The following is a 19182-nucleotide window of genomic DNA, read 5'->3' on the forward strand; positions in this document are numbered from 1 at the left end:
CCACGGCTACCAGCGCCCCTTGCTGGAGCTGGCCTGCGCCGCCGAGCCGCCGGCGCCGGATGCGCCCGGAGCCCCGAAAATGCCCGGGGGAAGCTTCACGCCGACCTCGTGGAAGTGGTCCAGGAACCGCGGACGGACGCCGGTCGGAATCGGTTTGCCGAGGAATCGTCCCTGCGGATCCATGCCCGCCGAGTAGTCGAAAAGGAAGGCGTCCTGAAGCGTGACCACGTCGCCCTCCATACCCTGAACCTCGGTCAGGTGGGTCACGCGGCGGGTGCCGTCGCGCAGCCGGGTGAGGTGGACAATCAGGTGCACCGCGGAGGCGACCTGTTCACGGATGGCCCGCAACGGCAGGTCCATGCCGGCCATCAGGACCAGGGTCTCGAGACGGGCGACGGCGTCGCGAGGAGTGTTCGCGTGGACCGTGGAAATCGAGCCGTCGTGGCCCGTGTTCATGGCCTGCAGCATGTCCAGCGATTCGCCGCCGCGGACCTCGCCCACCACGATGCGGTCTGGGCGCATGCGCAGCGAGTTCCTGACCAGGTCGCGGATCGTGACCGCGCCCTTGCCCTCGATGTTGGCCGGACGGCTCTCCAGCCGGACCACGTGGTCCTGCTGCAGCTGCAGCTCAACGGCGTCCTCGATGGTGACGATGCGCTCGTCCATCGGGATGAAGCTGGACAACACGTTGAGCAGCGTCGTTTTGCCGGTGCCCGTGCCGCCCGAGACGATGATGTTGAGCCGCGCCTTGACGCATGCCTCCAGCAGGTGGGCCATGTCCGGCGTCAGCGTCCCGAACTCGATGAGGTTCCGCACCGTGAGCGGGTCCTTGGAGAACTTCCGGATGGTGATCGAGGGCCCGTTCACGGCCAACGGCGGGATGATCGCGTTCACGCGGCTGCCGTCAGTCAGGCGGGCGTCGACCAGCGGCGAGGATTCGTCGATGCGCCGTCCCACCTTGGACACGATGCGTTCGATCACGCGGCGCAGTTGGTCCTCGGAGCTGAAGGTGGCGTCGGTCGCCTCGAGTTTTCCGTTGCGCTCCACGTAGATCTGGTCGCGTCGGTTGACCATGATCTCGCTGATCTCCGGGTCGTCCAGCATGCGCTGGATCGGGCCCAGTCCCAAGACCTCGTCGCCGATGTCGCGGATGAGCCGGCGGCGTTCCTCGGGGGAGAGCGGCACCTGTTCCGCGTCGATCACCTGGCTGAGTTCGTCGCGGGCCAGCTTGCGCAGTTGTTCCTCGGTCAGCGAGGGATCGGTGATGCGCGCACCCAGGCGCTCGAAGAGCGCCTCGGCCGCGCGGGCCTTGAGTCCGCCGAGCGCGTCGACGCTCCCTCGGCGTGCGGACGACGGCGGAGCTGGCGGCGCGTCCGGGAACGCGCCGAAGTCGGCGTCGGACGAGGGCGCGACGTCGATTCCGTCGCCGTCGAAGGCGGCAGCGGCCGGGACGGTGTCCACCGGGGCCGAGGCCACGGCGTCGTCCGGGATCCCACCGGAAGGCTTCGTCGCGATGTCGGGCGCGCCGCGGCGCGCTGCCGTGAGGCGGCTGGCGAGGTTCATCGGACCACTTCCCTGCGGTGGATCTTGCGGCTGTTGGTGGTTTGCTCCGCGTCGAAGCGGTGCGCAAGCTTGCTGAGGCCGCGCGCGGCGGCGTCGTGCGACCGGTCGGTCAGGAGCGGGGTTCCCTTGTTGGTGCTCAGCGGAACCGCGCGGGATCGGGGGACGACGGCGTCCACCGGAACCCCGATCGAGGCCTCGACGTCCTGCACCGTGAGGCCGCTGCGCCGGTCCGCGAAGTTCAGCACCACGTGCCGGCCCTGCGGGATGAGCTGCAGTTCGCGGAGGACGCCGAACCCTGTGTTCAGTCCGCGGATACTGGGCACGTCCATGCCGCAGACCCACACTGCGTCCGTCGCCTGTTCGAGCGCCGCGAGCAGGTGCTCACCGAGGCCCGGCGCGGTGTCGAGAACCACGTACTGGAACTCCGCCGCGAGCTGGTTGATCAGGACGGCGATCTGTTCCGGCCGGATCAGGTCGGCGTCGGCAGGGCTTTTCGGCCCGCAGAGCGCGTAGACGCCGGTGTCATCGACCGTGAGGAAGGCCTTAAGGACCATCGAGTCCTGGGCGGCAGCCCCGAAGACGGCGTCGGTGATGGTGTGCTCCGGGTCCAGGTTCAGGGCGCTGGCGACGTCGCCGAACTGCAGGTCCAGGTCCACGATGACCACCCCCATGGGCGCGTTCTTGGCCAGCCCGACGGCGAGGTTGGTCGCCACGGTGGTCTTGCCGACGCCGCCCTTCGGCGACATAACGGAGATGACGCGGCCCCGGCGTCGTTCGTTGGACCCGCCTTCCCCGGTGGCATTGCGCCGCCTCCCGTCGGTGGAGAGGCAGGCGCGTTCGAGGAGAACACGCAGCGTGGCCGGATCGGCTTCGGGCTCCGTGATGTCTCGGACGCCGGCACGCATCGCCAACACCACGAGCTGCGGATCGGCCGCCGCCGTGAGCACCACGGAGATGTCCGGGTTCATCAGGTCCAGCGCCGTGGCGAGCCGGAGGGCCGCGTCGCGGTTGGTGTCCGGTCCCAGGAGGACGACGTCGGTGGGCTCGCCGATGCTGCGCGCGAGCAGATCCTGCGGGGAGAGGTTCGCGGCCTCGGCGGCGACGCGCTGGACGGCGCCCGGCATCGAACCCTTGACGGCCGTCAGGACGCGGCGCTCGAACTCGACGGAGTCGGTCAGGAGCAGGAAGCGGCTCATTTCAGCACCTGGTTGATTTCCCAGATCCGGGTATCGCCCTTGTCCGTGTCCTCGTTCTGCTTGGTCAGCCAGACCAGGCCGAACTCGCGGGTGTGGATGATCTTGGCCGCCTGGGCGGAGTCGACGCCGAACGTCACGTAGGCGGATCCGGCCGGCAGTGTCGCCGCGCCCTCGGCGGTGCTTTCCGTCTCGCCCGCCGCGATCTGGATGGCGGTGATGAGGACCTGCTCGTTGAGGAGCTTGGTGATCTCGACCTCGTCGGCGTCCTTCTTGTCCTTCTCCTTGACGGTGAAGCTGCCGAAGACGCCCACGGTGTCGCCGGCGCGGAGGTTGCCGCCGGCCACGCGCTCGGGCTCGAGGAGGACCGTGACCTCCTGCTTGCCCTTCGGGACGTCGACCGTTCCCGGGGTGAGGAGCGATTCCTCGGCGACGAGCTTGGCCGCGAGTAGCTGCTCGCCCGTGGCAACCGCCTGGGCCAGGACCCTGCCGTCCTGGTCGGCGAGGGTGGCCAGCGCGTCCTCCGGCACGGCGACCGCGGGGAGGCTCTGCTCCTTGAAGGCGCCGGCCAGGTCCGCGACCGGAGTGCCGGCCGGGACGTCGCGCGTGGCGACGAGCACCTTCACGGGTTCGAGCGATGACTGTGCGCGGGCGTCGGCGCCCTGCACGTAGGTGAGGAGTAGAACCGTACCGACGATCGCCAGTACCAGTGCCGCTATGCCCCCAAGCAGCCGTGTCTTCATTGTGTGCCCCCAAGGCCTTGAAATGATGTTGAGTTGTGGTTCGGCGGCCGTCCCTCCCCAGGGGCAACCATCGCTGATCGACTACTTCGTCATGGTGACGATGTTCGCGCCGTAGGGAGACGTTCCAGTTCCCGGCGTGACCTCTTCGTCGTTGAAGACATAGCGGACGAACTTGCCCACAAAACCGAGATCCGAGTTTTTGAACCCGCCGGCGGCGAATACGCCACTCGTGGTCCCGGGCAGGTAGTCGAGCAGCGCGTCGTTGTTCTTGAAATGCCAGCCCTTCACGTCGAAGGCAACGTAGGCGGACACGTAGTACTCGGTGTTGTTTCCGGACCCCTTGTACTTGCTCATCACGGGAAACAATGCGATGACCTCGCCGCCGGCCTTCAGGGTGTCCTGCCAAGTCTTCAGGCGTGCCTCGCATCCCGACTTGAAGTTGTTGCCGGTGTCGCTGGCTTCCCATCCGCCGATGACGGTGTCGACCGTGCAACTCTCGCTTGGCTCTTGGACGAGCCATCCGAAGCCGCCCGGCGCCTCCTGCCCGGAACCCGTCAGGTGGCACGGATCCGGCTTGACGTTGCCGCTGCCGTGGCTTTGGAGGAACTGTAGCTGCCCGTCCATCACTGGACTGGAATCGATCTCGCAGTCGGAGAACGCGAGCGGGAACTTGGCGTCGAGCGAGCCGGGCGGTCCCCACGAAGCAGCGGCTTGCGCGCCGACCTGGGCCTCCTTGAAACCGAGTGCTTGGGCAAACCACAGAGACACCGAGTTCGCCGTCGCGCCGGTTTCGGATGCGCTCGTCTTCACGAGGGCGGTGTTGGCCGGCTTGTCGACCGTAATGCCCGTAACAAGCGATTGCGCGTCGTGTGAGTTGGCGGTGGCCAGCCCCAATGGGACGCCGGATGTGTTGGAGCAGTCGGCGGCCGATTCGTTCTTGCCGCAGATCCCCGCGAGCGCCAGGGCGCCGGCGTCCGCGGCGTTCTGCAGCTGTGCCCGCTCCCAGTACAGTTTGCCGACGTCGATGGAGATTGCCGCGAATCCGAGCAACGCCACCATCAGAAGTGCGACGATGACTGCGGTCGCGCCGCGTTCGTCCGTTGACGTGCTTCTTAGCCGCCGCATCGCATGGCCGCCCTTGCTTGGACTGTGGCCGGCATGGCGAAGTCGATCCAGCCGGTGATGGACGTGTAGTTCTTGGACGCCGTGATCGTGACGTTCGTGTCTGCGGGACATCCGGTCTTGTCGGCCGTGGCGGTGATCCCGGTGACGCTGGGAGCAGCCTGCTGTACGACGTTGTTGAGGCTGAATCCAGGCGTCTTGTATTCGATGGTGTAGGCGCGAGCGCCTTCGCGCGCGGCCTGGGTGACCGAGATCTGCTGGTTGAAGAAAAAGCCGAACTCGATGATTCCCAAGACCAGCGCAATGAGGACCGGGAGAACAAGCGCGAACTCGACGGCGGACGCGCCCTCTTCTCGCTTCGTTGCACCTTGCATGTTTGCCCCTAGGCTCGATGATTTGGTCATGGGTTTCATCCCGGGGGGTGCTGATGTTCGCCGGGCCCGATGCGGCTCGGTGCCCGGCGAGCAACAACCGATTGGCTATGCCCCCATGGTGCCCAGCTTGGCGGTGACCTTATCGAAAAGCGCGTCGATTCCGCCGCCAAGCAGCGTCACCGCCCCAATAATCGCAACCGCGATCAGCGCGACCATGATGCCGTACTCAACGGCGGTGGCGCCCTTCTCCTCGCGGCGCAGCTTGCCGGCGACGGTGTTCATGGCGATGTAGATGTTTGCAAAGAGAGTGTCCATGATGTGCCCCAATTTCATTCGAGAGATGTGGCGCGATTACGCGCACCACGCCGTTGATATTTGACGTGGAGATTTCCCCGGGAATGGTGTGGTCTTCGAATGAAGTTCCCCCAATAGATGCCTGACTCGAACGAGTTCTTGCCCCCAAGCGGTTCCCCAACCGCGGCATCTGCTGGAAACACTAGACCCACGAGTTTTCATTTGCATAGCTAGTTGCGCCAAAATTGCGTCTTTGGGAATTCTTGAGCAATTCTTTGGGAAGAGAGTGGCCAAAGTTTTTAGCGGGGGACGGCGCCGGCGCCGTCCAGCACTTTTGGCCCCAGCCCATCGTTGCTGTATCGTTGAAAGCTGTTGTGCGTGTCCTATGCCTGACACACCTTCTTCGCGTGACGGCCCAGTTGCAGGGCCCTGGTCTGCGGGGATTGCAGGCAAATACGGGATGGCCGGTTGGAGTCAGTCCTCACCTGATGAACTGGTACAGCGCAGATCGATAACACAGTGCAAGCCCGCCGGTGGATCTCAACGCCGCAGGCCGGGGGAGCGCTTGACCAGTATCCAAGGAAACGAAGGCAATTAACGTGCGTACGTACTCACCGAAGCCCGGCGACGCAGATCGCCAGTGGCACGTCATTGACGCCACTGACATCGTTCTGGGCCGCCTCGCCAGCCAGACCGCAACGCTGCTGCGCGGCAAGCACAAGGCGACTTTCGCCCCCCACATGGACATGGGCGATTTCGTCATCATCATCAACGCAGAGAAGGTTGCCCTGACCGGCGCCAAGCTCGAAAAGAAGCGCGCCTACCGGCACTCCGGCTTCCCGGGCGGCCTCAAGTCCGTCAGCTACGCGGAACTGCTTGAGAAGAACCCGGTCGAGGCCGTGGAGAAGGCCGTTCGCGGCATGCTCCCCAAGAACACCATCGCTGCCCAGCAGCTGCACAAGCTCAAGGTCTACCGTGGCGCCGAGCACCCGCACGCCGCCCAGCAGCCCAAGACGTTCGAAATCACCCAGGTCGCGCAGTAGCGCTGGGCCCCGAAACAAGAGATTAATTTTCAAGGAGAATCGTGGCTCAGAACACTGAAGAGCAGAATGAATTTGAAGGTGCCGCACCCGCTGCGTACACCTCCGAGTCGACGTCGGCCGAAGAGACCGTCGTCAAGGAGCGCCCGGCACTGACCGTTCCCGGCGCAGCCGTTGGCCGCCGCAAGGAGGCCGTGGCCCGCGTCCGCGTCGTCCCCGGCACCGGCAACTGGATCATCAACGGCCGCACGTTGGAGAACTACTTCCCCAACAAGCTGCACCAGCAGGAAGTCAACGAGCCGTTCAAGATCCTCGATCTTGATGGCGCGTACGACGTGATCGCACGCATCCACGGCGGCGGCGACTCCGGCCAGGCCGGCGCCCTGCGCCTCGGCATTGCCCGCTCGCTGAACGAGATCGACCGCGAGAACAACCGCCCGATCCTCAAGAAGGCCGGCTTCCTGACCCGCGACCCGCGCGCTGTTGAGCGCAAGAAGGCCGGACTCAAGAAGGCACGCAAGGCCCCGCAGTACTCGAAGCGCTAAACCCGCTTTCCCCGAAGGCCCCGCAGCATTTCGCTGCGGGGCCTTCGGGCGTTTAAGGATCCGGTACGACGTCGGTGTGCCGCCCGGCCGCGCGGCGGCCCTACGGCGCCACCGGTTCCACGGGCGTGACCGGATCGACCGGATCTGCCGGCGCGACGGGATCCGGCGTCACCGGCTCGGCGGGCTCGGGGCACGGGGCACCCAACCACCCGCCCCCGACGTAAACGAAGCAGAGGCCCGGAATGTCCGGCGGCGCCTCGTAGGACGGAGCCGGGGCGGCGGCCGCCGACAGCGGGGCCATCAGGATGAGGCCCGCTGCGGCAAACGATGCGAGGGCCGTGGTTTTCTTCATGGGTCTCTCCTTGCTGCCGTACGTTGCGCGTTGGCCCATGATGCACCCCGGCCCGGCAAGAAGCCACCCGTGAATGCGGATTGGGATGCGCTCGCGCGTGTCGCCGCTGGTGGGGCGCCCGCTCGCCTAGCCGGTTTCGCCGCCCCGGCGTAGTCTCGGCTCCATGGCCAGCCCTAACCCCGACCGGCAGCACGCCGACGTCCTCCCGGCCCAGGAGTGTTGGGCCTACCTCCGGGGCGAGTCCGTGGGCCGGCTTGGCGTCACGGTCGACGAGGTGCCGCAGATCTTCCCCATTAACTACGTGGTGGACCACGGCTCCCTGGTCTTCCGGACGGGCCCCGGCACCAAGCTCGAGGCGCTGCTCTCCGGCAGGCAGGTTGCCTTGGAGGCCGATGGGGTCGATCAGGTCACCGGCGCGGCGTGGAGCGTGATGGCCACCGCGAGAGCCGAACCCATCACCGGCATTGAGGACGTTCTTGATTCTGCGGCGCTGGAGCTTTTCCCGTGGCAGCCCGGTCAGAAGGACAATTTCATTCGCTTGCTTGTTGGTGGGATCAGCGGTCGCCGATTCAGTGTGTCGCCCGCATCGACATGGCGCGATGGGATCGATGACACCCCGCGCGCCGGCCACGAATAGCCCGCAGCGAACTTCCGGGCACACCCTGCGAACCTGTGATTCTCCTGTGACTTGTGTCACTTAGTGTGTACGCCCTATTCAGGCCACCCTCTTAGTGGGTAACCTCCGTCTATGGCAATGCTTGGGGGCATGCCGGGGCTATGGGGGCGTAATGACAGATCTACTGCATGCGCGCGGCCAGGTGCAAAACCGAGAAGTCACCGGTCGGTCGCGGGACAACACGAAACACAAGACACCAGCCATCAAAAGGCCGGTTGAGCAGCACATCCGTGCCGCGCTATCGGCGGACGGGCTGTGGGGGGCCGTGCTCACAGGGGGCAGTGGGAGCGGCAAGTCAATGCTTCTGCGCCGCATCGCGCGTGGATCGGAACGCACCATGAGCGTCCGCCACTTCAACGCTGGCGACGCGGACTGCACCGACACCGGCACTGACACCGGCCCCGGGGTCGACCTCGTTGTGGTGGACGATGCCCACCTGCTGGACGCGGCGTCCGCCGGAACGCTCGCCCGACTGGCGCGAACCGGCCGCGCCAAGCTCCTGTTGTCGCTGCCCGCCGGCGCCCGCGGGCCGGAGGAGTTGATGCAGCTGTGGTCCTCCGGAAGCCTGGAGGGACACACGATTGGCGCCCTGACCTGGGACGAGGCGCGCCGCCTGCTTGAAAGCACGATGGGCGGCACGGTCGCCTTCTCCGCCGTCGACTCGCTGTGGGCGGAAACCGATGGCAATCCCAGATTGTTCGGGGTCCTGCTGGATCGACTGCGGGAGGGCGGGGCATTCTGCGAGAGCGGCGGCACGTGGTCCTTGGCCCTGAGCCTCGCGGAAACGGACGCGCTCCACGGCGTTGACGCCATGGCAGAGGTCCTGCCGGGTGCTACGCAGGCGCAAAGGACCGCAGTCGAGCTACTGGCGCTGTCCGGAACCATGCCCTACGACGAACTCGCCGAGTTTGTGCCCGGGGCGGACCTGGACCATCTCGAGGACGCCGGACTCTTGGCCGTGCTGCCGGGTCAGGGGAGGCTCGAAGCGCGGCTGGTTCCCGGGACGGGAGCCCGCATGGTCGCGCTCTCGGTTGGTCCCACGCGCGCCGGCGATCTTGCCGGACTGCTTGCGAGTTCCGAATCGACCGAACGGCCGAGCGCACTCCGGCGGTCCGGTTCGCGAGAGGGCAACCGCATGGCGGTGGCGCGCGGGACAGGGAGGCCGGACGACGCCGGGGCCGCCCCCGCCGCCACCAATCCAGGCCCCTGCGCCGCCGTTCTGGCGGGAACCAGCCATGGCACGACCATCGGCACGACCCATGGCGCCGACCTCGACGCCGGCCCTTGCGCCGCGGCGGCCGGAATCGACCGCGTCACACAACATGCCCGTGCGGGCAGGTTCGACAGTGCGGAAGCCCTTCTCTCCGGCATTCTCGACGGCGGTGCGGCGCGCCCGGTCGGCGGCGAGGCCCATCCGCAGTGCCGCACGATTGCCCTCTCGCTCCGCGCGCTTGTGCGGGCAGTCTCGGGAAACATGGGGGACGCGATCCACGACGCCGAGACGGTGGCCGCGGCGCTGCCCGAACTCCCTCTTCCGCCGGAGTCCGCGGACGACGCGTGGGGCAGGGTGTTCCTGGTCCTCATCCTCGCCGGGAAGTGGCGCCGCTGCGACCAATTGCTCGGCGCCATGGTTGTCGGCGCCGTCCCGCACCCCATCCACGGGAACGTCCGGCAGCTGATGCGCGGGCTGGTCCAGCTGCTCAACGGGTGCGCCGACGACGCCGGGGCGACCCTCGAGGGACTGCTGGATGAGCTGTTTCCGGCCGAGAACCATCCCGGCTCCGCCGTCGCCGCGGCCGCCTCAGCGCTGGCCCACGCGCTCCGCCATAACGCGAAGGAGGCAGCCGTGCCGGGGCGGGCCGCGACCGGGGCTGCCGGGACGGTGGCGGTCGCGCCAAGGGTGGCCGTGCGCCCGGCGGACACGACCGGCCCACCCCAGGACGCCGACCGGGCGGGCGACGCGCTGGCCGACTACTTCCGGATCCGTGCCGAGTGCGGCGCGGACCACGCGCGGGCAGCAGCCGCGCTGATGGCCGCTGCGGAGCGGCTTCAGGCAGAGGGGCTGGTCGGGTTCCTACCCCTGTACGTCGGCACGTCGGATCGTTTGGCGCACTCGGCGTCACGCCCGGATGACACCCGTGCATTCGACATGCTCGCCGCGCTCCACGCGGCCGACGGCGGGGCCGGCCATGACCTGGAGGTTCCCGGGCTGGACCGGCGCGGACCGGGAAGGCGCAGCCTGGACGAACGTGGTCTGGACGAACGTGGTGTGGGCGAACGCGGTGCCGGCAAGTGGCCGCTGCTGGCGATGGAAATGGCCGCGGCCAGGGCGCGGGCCGACGGCGACGCGGACCTTTACCTGCGCGCGGCCCAGATCGCGGCGGAGGAGGGCAACGACCTGCTGGCGTTCGAATGCGCCAAATCGGTCCCGTCCGCCACCACGGATACGCGACGGCGGAGGATGGCCCGTGACGCCATGAACTCCGCACGGCGCCGGCTCACGGGGGAGGACCGCATCAGGCAGCAGGTCCGCGACCTGAGCGAGTTCGAACACTCGCTGGCGTACGCCGCGGCGCACGGGAGCAGCAGCCTCTCGCTCGCACGGCGGCTCCACCTCTCGGTGCGGACCATCGACTGGCATCTGGGCAGGATCTACGACCGCCTGCATGTCTCCAGTCGTGGCGAACTTCTCCAGGTCTTGGGCTAGGCCCCGGACATGGCCGCGTTGGGGGAGCGGGAACACGGGTTGATTGGCCGGGGGGCCGACATGGCGACGGTGCGCGAGGCGCTGCTCGGCCACGGGACGGGCCTCCTGTTGGTGGGCGAGGGCGGAGTGGGCAAATCGGTTCTGGCGGCGGCATCGGTCCAGGCTCTTGAGGGGGACTTCGAGCCCACGTGGATCCACGGATCCCAGAGCCTGTCCGCCGTCCCCTTTGGCGCGCTTGCGCCGCTGCTGGGCCGATCCGCGGCGACGCTCCTCGACGCCATCCGCCTGCTCCGCGAGCGGCTCGACGATCCCGGCGGCCGCCCGCAGCTGATCGTGGTCGACGGCGCGCACCACCTCGACGAACACAGCGGCGCCATCCTGGGCCAACTGGCCTCGTCCGGCCGCGCCAAGTTGTTGGCCGTGGCCAGGCTACGCCGCCGTGTGCCCGAGGAGATCCGGTCGCAGGTGTCCGACCGGCTGATGGCGCGGCACGTCGTCGCACCCATGGACCACAACGCGGTCGGCGAGTTCTGCCGCGCGTTGCTGGGCGGCCCCCTGCTGGCGACCACGCGCGATCGCATCCACGCCCTCAGCGGAGGAAACCCCAGCGTGGCGCGCCGCCTGGTGCAGGACGGCCGCGCCGCGGGCGACCTGGCCCGGATCGAGGGCCGGTGGGTGCTGCTGCGCGAGCCGGTGCCGGGCCGCGAGGCGCGCGCATGGTTCGGGGGGCTCTTCGCGACCGGCTCGGCCCAGGCGGACGAGGTCCTGGAGGCGGTCGCCTTGACCGAACCCCTACCCTTGGCGGTGCTGTCCCGGGTAGCGCCCGCCGGCACCATCGACTCGCTTGCCACCCAAGGGCTGTTGGAGATCGGCTCCGCGGGTGCGCAGATGGTCCGGACGGCTCATCCTTTCCACGGGGCCGCGCTGCGCAACACCGTTCCCACCGGACGATCCCGTCGCCTGTGGGACAGGCTGGCCGCGGGCTGCACGGGCGAGGCCGTCCACCCGCTGGCCCTGACCCGGCGAGCCCTCTGGTCGCTCGAGGCGGGCAGGACGCTCCCCGACGCCATGCTCCTTCGCGCCGCGCGCATCGCCAACGACTCGCTGGAACCGGCGAGGGCCCTCCAGCTGGTGGGCGGGATCGCCGAGCCGTCGGTGCAAGCCGAGGCGGGGCTTGAGACGGCCGTGGCCCGCATCCTCGATTCGGGCGACCTCGACTCCGCCGGATCCGCCCTCGCGAGTGCACGGGTCCACTCCGCATCGCTCCCGGGACGCAAGGGACGCTGGCGCGCCGCGCTCGCCGGGGCGCAACTGACGCTCCTTGGTGCAGACGGCGACGAGGTCCCGGACCCGGACGCACCCGGCGCGGGGCTCACCGGCGCCGACACCCGCGAGGAAGCACGCGCCGAAAGCCACTTCGCGCGGCTTGCGCTGGCGGGAACCGCGCAGGTTGCCGCCGGGGACCTGGAGGCCGGAACCCGGGCGACCGCGGAGGCCCTGGAACTCACGGCACGCCATCGGCGGCTCCGGCCCCACGCCGTCGCGCTCGCCACCACCCACGTGCTGGGTCTCGCGTGGGCCGGCCTGCTCGACGGAGCGCCAACCGCGGACAGCGGCGGCTCCGCCCTGCCCGATGGCGCGGCAACCGCGGCAACAGCGACAACCGCGGACAGCGGCGGCTCCGCCCTGCTGCGGGCCGGCGCGCCCCCGGCCCTGGCGGGACACCCCGCGCTGGCGGCCGCGGAATCGCTCGCCCGTTCCATGTCCCTCTCCGACGCCGGCGACTACGAGTCAGCGCTGCGGGAGGCCCGCGACGGGCTTGCCGGGCTGGCCGCCGCGGATCCGTGCCGGCTGTACCCGCTCGCCCTGGCCCAGGCCGCCTGGTGCTCGGCGGCATCCGGGGCGCGCGCGGACGCGGCCGACTACGCCGTACGGTTCGGGCGCGTCCTGCACCCGGGACCCCCGATGTGGGCACTGCTGGCGCGGGGCATGGTCCTGGCGGTGCGGCATCAGGACGGGGAGGTGGGCTTTCCCGCCGAGGAGCTGGCGCGGTGCTGCGACGTGGCCGGGGCGCGCGGATGGATCACCGTCCGGGCGCGGCTCCTGCATTTGCGTGTCCTTCTGGGCGACGACGCGGCGCTCGCCGACCTGGTCGATGGCGCGGCCGCGCTTCAGGGCCCGACGCCCGCGGGATGGCGGGGCCTCGCGGAGGGCCTGTTTGCTCGCCGTGGGGAGACGGCGGCGCGGGACTCCGGCGCCGTTCCCGGCGATCATTGGGGCTCGCATGGCCACGGGGCGCTGGTGTTCCTGAACCGCTACGTGGAGGCGGCACTGTCGCCGGACCAGGGATGGGTCCAGCTTCTGGCCGTGCTCGAGGGGGAGGGGTTGGCCGCCGGCCATGGTCCGGCGGCGGGAGGCGCGCACGCCCCCGGGGCCGGGAGCGACGGACTCGGCGCGGATACGGCGGGAGCCGGCACTACCCGGCCGTTGCTGACGCGCCGCGAGATGGGGATCGCCAGGCTGGTGGCGGCGGGGAGGCGCAACTCGGAGATCTCTGCGGACCTGCAACTCTCGACCAGGACCGTGGAGGGGCACGTGTACCGGATCTTCGGCAAGCTTGGCATCCGGCGACGGGAGGAGCTGACGGTCGAGTACCTGGCGGCGCGAGTCGCCAGCCACACCTAGTTTGTCCCATACCTAATTTCCATCGCGTAGGGCGTACGCGGGGCGGGTAGCCCCTACGCATGAAACACGGGGAACCGCCACATAGTCTGCTCGTGAAGTCAATACATCGCACGGGGAAGCGAAACACAATGACGATAACTTTGGGGACCGCCGTCGACAGCTTGGGGCTGTTGGACGGAACGAACGAGGAGCTCGCGGCCGTGGCCGGTCTCCTCACGGACACACACCGGGGGGCCCTGATCGTGGGCGGACCCGGTACCGGGAAAACAACGCTCGCGGTCGCGGCGCTGGACGCCCTGCCGCCGGGACGCCACGTGGAGAGGATCCGCGGCAGCGCCGGCGTCGCCAACCAGCCGTTCGGCGCGTTGGGCTATCTGGTGTCCGAGCTGACGCCCGAGGCCGCCGCCGACCCGCTGCGCGTTGTGGGCGGGCTCGGCACCGTCCTGCGGCGCCGCGCCGAGGGGCGCGAGATTGTGGTGTTCGTCGACAACGCGCACCTCGTGGACGCGGAATCGGCGGCGGCGCTGTCCCAGCTGGCGGTCGAGGGCACGGTGCGCATGCTGGCCTGCTGCGACAACAGCGCCGGCGTTCCGGCCACGTTCCTCGGGATGTGGCGCAACCAGGCGCTGGGCCGGCTGGACCTTCACGGCCTGACCCGGGCCCGGACCGGCGCCTGGCTGGACCGCTGGCTGGGGGAGCGTGTGTCCGGCGACGCCGCGCAGGCCCTCCACGAGGCATCGGGCGGGAACCCGTTGCTGTTGCGCGTGCTCGCCTCCGAATGGCGGGACAGCGGCACCCTGGAGTTGTCCCGCGGGTGGTGGATCCTGTCCGCCAACACCGCGGTACCGGGGAACGAGCTGGCAGGCGTGCGGCCGGTGCAGCTCGAGGGCCTCACGGACCGGCAGCGCCGCGTCGTCGAGACCTTGGCCATGCTGGGTGCCGCCCCAGTGCTTGTCCCGGCCTCCCTCTGCGACGACGACGACATGGACGTCCTCTACCGGCGTGGGCTGCTGGCCGCCGTTCCCGGCATCAGGGCGGCCGTGCAGCTGCAAAGCCGCCTGATCCGCGAGGTCCTCCGGCGCGGGATTTCGCCCGCCCGGAGCCGCCAGCTGCTCGCAGACCTGCAACGCAGCGACCCGTGGACCCTGATGTCCCTCGCCGTGTGGAGCGATTCCTTCCCGCTGCGCCGGGCGCTGGTGGATCTGGTCGGTTGGATGGTCGATTCAGGTGTGGAACCCGAGGCCCGTTGGCTGCTGGCCGCGGCGCGGACGGCGTGCGAGATCGCCCACTACGGGTCCGCGCTGCGCCTGCTGGATGCCGCGCCGGCGTCCGTCGACGCCGTGGAGTCCGGCCTGCTGCGGGTCCGCGCCCTGCTGGGAGCCAACCACAGGGCGGACGCCTCCGACGCGTTGGGCAGCATAGAGGCCAGGGTGGCCACCGCGGACGACGCCGGGGTGGCGCGGCCGGAGCAGCGGGTCGACATCGCGGTCTACCGCAGCCACCTTGCGAGGACCAGCGCCTCCACCGCGTCGACGGCACGGCAGGAGTTGCTTCTGGCGCGCACCGAATCGGAGTGGAATGCCGCGGGCGGGGACGGCGTGGGCGGGACGGTCGCGCGCGCCGCGTGCCCCTACCCGCGTCCGCGGGCGACGGGCGCGGAGCAGGTGTTGGAGCGGCGGCTGGCGCTCGAGGACGCGGAACTGGCCCTGTTCGAGGGGCGGTACCGTGACGTTTCGGCGGAAGCCTTGGCGCGCGGACTGCACGGCGCCGACCTGTCGACGAGGCTCCGCGGCGCCGCCCTGCTGGTCGAGGCCTTGGCCGCGACCGGGCGGGTGGACCAGGCACGCAACCTGGCGCGGGAAATGGCCTCGGAGACCGGCCCGTCGCTGCGCACCGAGGGGGACGAGGCCTGGATTCGCTCGTGGAACAACCTTTCGCGCCAGCAGCTGTGGGGCGAATGCGGGGTGCTTTTGGAGGGCCGCCGCCCGGGAGGCGCCCGCCAGCGGCACGGCGCCAACGCCACGGCCGTGGTCGCCTACGCCGTCAACGAGGCCGAGTCCGGCCGGACCGAACACGGTGCGGCCATCCTGGAGCGCGTCGCCGCGGAGGTCAAGGCGGGTCGCCGGCACTTGCCCGGGGCCCTGGTCCACGCAGCGGCGGCGTACGTTGCCGTGCTGGCGGGCGATCCGTCCAAGGCCCGGAGACACCTCGACCGTCCGGCCGATGCGGAGCGGCGCGAGTCGCGGGGAATCGACGTCGTCACCGGCTACTACCGCGCCATGGCGGGGGCGGCGCTGGGGGACCGTGGGCAGTCGGCCTCGCGGCTGCTGTCCGACGCCGCGCAGGCCGGCCGCGGGGGAGCCCGGGCCGACGAGTTGCGCCTGCTGGCCGGGGCCGCGCGGTTGGGGAACGTGGAGGCGCTGCACCGTATGGTCGCGGCCGCCGCCGACGTGGACAGTGGATTCGCCCGGACCATGTCCGCCTACGGCCGCGGACTCCTCGCGGGAAACGCCGGCCTGCTGTTGCAGGCGGCGTCGTGGGCCGAGGCCGGGGGAAACCAGCTTTTGGCCCGTGAAGCCTCGCGGCTCGCGCTGTCGATCGCGGCCGAATCCCGCGACACAGCGGCCATGCGGGGCGCACAGCGTGTCCTGCGCCGAGCCGCCGAACGCTTCGACTTCGCGGCCCTGCAAGGCACGGGACCCCAGGCTTTGACGGATCGTGAGCTGGCGATCGCCGACCTGGTGGCCCGCAAGCTGAGCAACGGGGATGCGGCCAGGAAGCTCGGGGTGTCGGTCCGCACCGTGGAGGGCCATCTGCACAAGGTCTACAGCAAGCTGCAGGCGGGCATCGTGCCGCTTGTTTCCGGTGCCGCGCTGGCCGCCGGGGACGCCTGATGGCGGCCGACCGGACCGGATCGGGTTTCCCCGGACGGAGCCAGGCCGAACCCCGCAGGCCCGAACCCGGCCAGTCCGGACTCCGCACGCCGGAGCACCGCCTGCTGGGGAGAAAGTCCACGCTCAAGGGCGTGCTGGACAGCCTGCGCGGAACGCGGGGCGCCGGCGCGCTGGTGGTCGCCCCCGCGGGCTGCGGCAAGTCGACCCTGATCGGCGAGGCGGTGCAGGGCGGCGCGAACGAGTTCCAGTTCTTCCGCACCACGGGCGGGGTCGACGCCGGCCCGGGCGCCTACGGCGCCCTGTTGGCCTTCATCGGCGGCCCCGGAGCGCGGTCGGCCGAGGCCCCGGGCGGGATGTTCCGCGCAGTGTCCGACTACATCGAACGGAATACGCCCAAGGGGCGCCGCCCCGTCGTCGTGATGGACGACGCCGACGCGCTGGACGCGGCAAGCATCGAACTGCTGGTCCAGATCGCCTCCAACTCGAACGTCCGCGTGATCCTGGCGGCCAGGCCGCTCGGCGCGGCCCCCACGGGCCTGGGCGACATGGTCTCCGAGGGTGTGCTGGCCCGCTTCGATCTGGCGCCGCCGACCAACGCGGAGCTGCATGCCATGTGCCGCGATTGGCTTGCCGGGAACGTCCTCACGGGCACCTGCGACGTCCTCGCGGCCGCCTCGGGAGGGAGCCCGCGCGTGCTGCGCGCCCTGGTGGGCGAGGGTCTCCGCACGGGCGGCCTGGCGCGGCGCGGCGGCGTGTGGATGTTGGTCGATTCGCTGCCGGAGACCTGCGAGCGGCTGGTGGATCTGACGCGCGACGAGTTGGCCCGACTGTCCGAGCGGTCCGCGGGGGCCCTGACGACGCTCGCGTTCCTGGGCGCCGATTCCGCGGGCGCCGACCCCGTCGCGGTCGGCGAAGACTGCCTGACCCTGCTGAGGGACGCCGGACTTGTGGACGTTGCCCCGCCCCGAGACGGCGGGGCGCCGCGGGTCTTCCTGACGCCCGCCGTGCACGCCGGCTCGCTGCGCGCCCTGGCCCCGTTGTCCTTGCGGCGCCAGGTGTTCCGCTCGCTGCCCGTACCCGCCGGAGACACCCGGCAAACACGGGACGACGCCGGTGCCCGCTACGGGGACGGCGCCGTCCGCTATACCCAGCTGGCGGCCGAGTGTGGTGCGGAAGTGCCGTCCGGCGTGATTCTGGCCGCCGCCCGGCAGGCGAACGCCCGGCACGTGATGCCGCTGGCCAGGGACCTGGAGATGGTCCTCGCCAGCCACCAGGGATCGGACGAATTCGCCGTGGAGCTGGCCCTGGCGGCCATGCGGGAGGGCCAGTTCACCAAGGCCAAGGCCGTGCTGGACGAACTGCTGGACTTCGCGACCGACGGGGCCGTCCTCGTGGACGCCGCCGGCCTGTCCCTTGAGCTGCACATGATGACCGGCAACCAGGTGGGCGGGGTGGGCGAGCTGGAGGAGCGCTGCGCCGAGGCGCTGGAACGTCTGTCGGGCACCGTGGGCGAGGAGCGCCTGGGCGGCTGCGTGCGGCTCATCGGTGCGTATGCCCGCCATCTCGACGGGAAGCGTGCAAACGGCGAAGGCGAGCTCGAGCACCTCTCCGCGGAGGGGCCCCGGGGCCATCGCGCCATCGCGTTGGTGCTCCTCGCGGAGGAGCTCGCGGCCACCGGACAGTCGCGGCGGGCGGCGGAAACGGCCGACGCGGCGTGGGCTCTCCTGGAGGGCGCGCCGCTCTGGCCCCGCCTCTCGGTCGAGCTGCTGATGGTGAAGTGCATCCAGGTGTTGGTGATGGACGGCGACCTCGCCGGGGCCGGGAGCAAGCTGGCGGAGTTCCGCGCCCGCTGGACGCACGCGCAGATCCTCCTCGGCGGAAGCATCGAGTACCTCGCGGCGCTGCTGGAGCTGAAGAGGGGCCGCGTGGCGCGGGCGGCGATGCTGCTGGAGGCGGCGGTGGCGGGTCTGGGGGTCTTCGACCCCGTGGGCCACCGGGCGTCCGCGACGGCGCTGGGAGCATACGTCGCCGCGCTGCGGGGCGACGCCCGGGTGGCACGGGAGCGCGCGCGGAAGTTCTCGGAACTGTTCCACGGGAACGGGTTCGTCGACGAGCACCTGTCGCGGGCGCGGATCGCCGCGGCGGGGGCGATCTGGAACGGCACGGCCACCGCGCTGGAGGAGCTCTCCGAACTCGCGGCCGCCCTGCACGGCCGCGGCCTGTTCGGCGTGGAGCTTCTGGTCCACGGCATGATGGTCCGGCTGGACGAGCGGCACGACGGAACCACGGCACGGCTCACGGCGGCCAAGGCCACCGGGACATACGCCGCGGTCTTCCGCGAGTACCTCGGCGCCCTCCACGCCAGAAGCGGAGACGGGGCCGCCACGGTTGTGGAACTCGCCGAGAGCCAGGGCTTTGGCCTGCTCGCCGCGGAGGCCGCGACCCGCGCGGCCACGTTCCACACCAGCGCCGGCAACCACCGCTCCGCCCGGGTGATGGAGCGCAAGATCCGGGAGTTCGAATGCGCCCCACCCGTGTCAACGGGTTCCGCGCGCGGATCGAACGCCGCCGTCGTGCTCACCCAGCGCGAGCGGGACGTCGCCATCCTGGCGGGAGGCGGCGCCAAGAGCCGCGACATCGCCGACAGGCTCGGTGTGTCGGTCAGGACGGTCGAGGGCCACATCTACCGCATCTACGAGAAGTTGGACATCCGCAGCCGCGACGAGCTGCGCGATCGGCTGGCCGCGGGGTAGCTCGACGGCAGCCCACGGGACCAGGGGACGGTGCGGATCACTCCGCGCCGTCCCTTTCGTTTGCCGGCTCCCGCGTGCGCTCGCCGACGCCGGCGTGGACCTCACCGACGCGGAACCGAGTACGCCTAGGTAGGCGCCGGGACCCCCGGCGGGTAGCCCCCCGGAAAGACCCGTAGAACCCACGCGTGAGACGCCCTCGCGCCGTTCCTAATCTGAATCTCGAGCGGTCGGCCACCCATCC

Annotated in this window: 14 protein-coding genes; 7 read left to right on the forward strand and 7 right to left on the reverse strand. The window is 70.2% G+C overall.

The window, feature by feature from the left end:
- Window positions 1-6 precede the first annotated feature (6 nt).
- The 6 genes from AC3ZJJ_RS02965 to AC3ZJJ_RS02990 all read right to left on the reverse strand — a co-directional run bounded on the left by AC3ZJJ_RS02965 (window position 7) and on the right by AC3ZJJ_RS02990 (window position 5310).
- Entirely contained in the window at window positions 7-1563 is a 1557-nt protein-coding gene (locus tag AC3ZJJ_RS02965) for a TadA family conjugal transfer-associated ATPase (protein ID WP_489893772.1), read from the reverse strand.
- Window positions 1560-2759 carry a CpaE/TadZ family protein gene (locus AC3ZJJ_RS02970; protein WP_489893773.1) on the reverse strand — a complete coding sequence of 400 codons (1200 nt, stop codon included), beginning with the start codon at window positions 2757-2759 and terminating at the stop codon, window positions 1560-1562. The genes AC3ZJJ_RS02965 and AC3ZJJ_RS02970 overlap by 4 nt, the downstream gene beginning before the upstream one ends.
- Window positions 2756-3499: a Flp pilus assembly protein CpaB gene (gene cpaB / locus AC3ZJJ_RS02975; RefSeq protein WP_489893774.1), complete on the reverse strand. Its 744-nt coding sequence runs from the start codon at window positions 3497-3499 to the stop codon at window positions 2756-2758. The genes AC3ZJJ_RS02970 and cpaB overlap by 4 nt, the downstream gene beginning before the upstream one ends.
- An 81-nt stretch (window positions 3500-3580) precedes the next feature.
- Window positions 3581-4624: a pilus assembly protein TadG-related protein gene (locus AC3ZJJ_RS02980; RefSeq protein WP_489893775.1), complete on the reverse strand. Its 1044-nt coding sequence runs from the start codon at window positions 4622-4624 to the stop codon at window positions 3581-3583.
- Window positions 4612-4995, reverse strand: coding sequence for a TadE family protein (locus tag AC3ZJJ_RS02985; RefSeq protein ID WP_489893776.1), 384 nt, complete (start codon window positions 4993-4995; stop codon window positions 4612-4614). The genes AC3ZJJ_RS02980 and AC3ZJJ_RS02985 overlap by 13 nt, the downstream gene beginning before the upstream one ends.
- Before the next feature lie 105 nt (window positions 4996-5100).
- Window positions 5101-5310, reverse strand: coding sequence for a Flp family type IVb pilin (locus AC3ZJJ_RS02990; RefSeq protein ID WP_489893777.1), 210 nt, complete (start codon window positions 5308-5310; stop codon window positions 5101-5103).
- 578 nt (window positions 5311-5888) lie between these two features.
- Between AC3ZJJ_RS02990 and rplM the strand changes: the two genes are divergently transcribed.
- Both rplM and rpsI read left to right on the forward strand, forming a co-directional pair.
- Window positions 5889-6332: a 50S ribosomal protein L13 gene (gene rplM, locus AC3ZJJ_RS02995; protein ID WP_489893778.1), complete on the forward strand. Its 444-nt coding sequence runs from the start codon at window positions 5889-5891 to the stop codon at window positions 6330-6332.
- 41 nt (window positions 6333-6373) lie between these two features.
- Window positions 6374-6874, forward strand: coding sequence for a 30S ribosomal protein S9 (gene rpsI, locus AC3ZJJ_RS03000; protein ID WP_489893779.1), 501 nt, complete (start codon window positions 6374-6376; stop codon window positions 6872-6874).
- A gap of 100 nt (window positions 6875-6974) precedes the next feature.
- On the opposite strand, the gene AC3ZJJ_RS03005 is transcribed toward rpsI, so the two are convergent.
- Window positions 6975-7226, reverse strand: coding sequence for a hypothetical protein (locus AC3ZJJ_RS03005; protein ID WP_489893780.1), 252 nt, complete (start codon window positions 7224-7226; stop codon window positions 6975-6977).
- A 163-nt stretch (window positions 7227-7389) separates the two neighbouring features.
- Here AC3ZJJ_RS03005 and AC3ZJJ_RS03010 point away from each other — a divergent pair, with 163 nt between their 5' ends.
- The 5 genes from AC3ZJJ_RS03010 to AC3ZJJ_RS03030 all read left to right on the forward strand — a co-directional run bounded on the left by AC3ZJJ_RS03010 (window position 7390) and on the right by AC3ZJJ_RS03030 (window position 18941).
- The gene (locus AC3ZJJ_RS03010) at window positions 7390-7863 is read left to right on the forward strand and encodes a pyridoxamine 5'-phosphate oxidase family protein (protein WP_489893781.1); all 474 of its coding nucleotides are present in this window, start codon (window positions 7390-7392) and stop codon (window positions 7861-7863) included.
- Window positions 7864-8239: 376 nt separating this feature from the next.
- Window positions 8240-10609: a helix-turn-helix transcriptional regulator gene (locus AC3ZJJ_RS03015; protein ID WP_489893782.1), complete on the forward strand. Its 2370-nt coding sequence runs from the start codon at window positions 8240-8242 to the stop codon at window positions 10607-10609.
- A gap of 9 nt (window positions 10610-10618) precedes the next feature.
- Window positions 10619-13294, forward strand: a complete 2676-nt coding sequence (locus AC3ZJJ_RS03020; protein ID WP_489893783.1) for a LuxR C-terminal-related transcriptional regulator — start codon at window positions 10619-10621, stop codon at window positions 13292-13294.
- Between the two features lie 128 nt (window positions 13295-13422).
- A complete protein-coding gene (locus AC3ZJJ_RS03025; RefSeq protein ID WP_489893784.1) occupies window positions 13423-16188 on the forward strand; it encodes a LuxR C-terminal-related transcriptional regulator in 2766 nt (921 codons plus the stop codon).
- Window positions 16188-18941 (forward strand): LuxR C-terminal-related transcriptional regulator, encoded by a 2754-nt coding sequence (locus AC3ZJJ_RS03030; protein WP_489893785.1) that lies wholly within the window; start codon window positions 16188-16190, stop codon window positions 18939-18941. Before AC3ZJJ_RS03025 ends, AC3ZJJ_RS03030 begins: the two co-directional genes overlap by 1 nt.
- The last annotated feature ends 241 nt before the right edge of the window (window positions 18942-19182 follow it).

It is taken from the genome of Arthrobacter sp. AOP29-A2-19 (assembly GCF_058138025.1).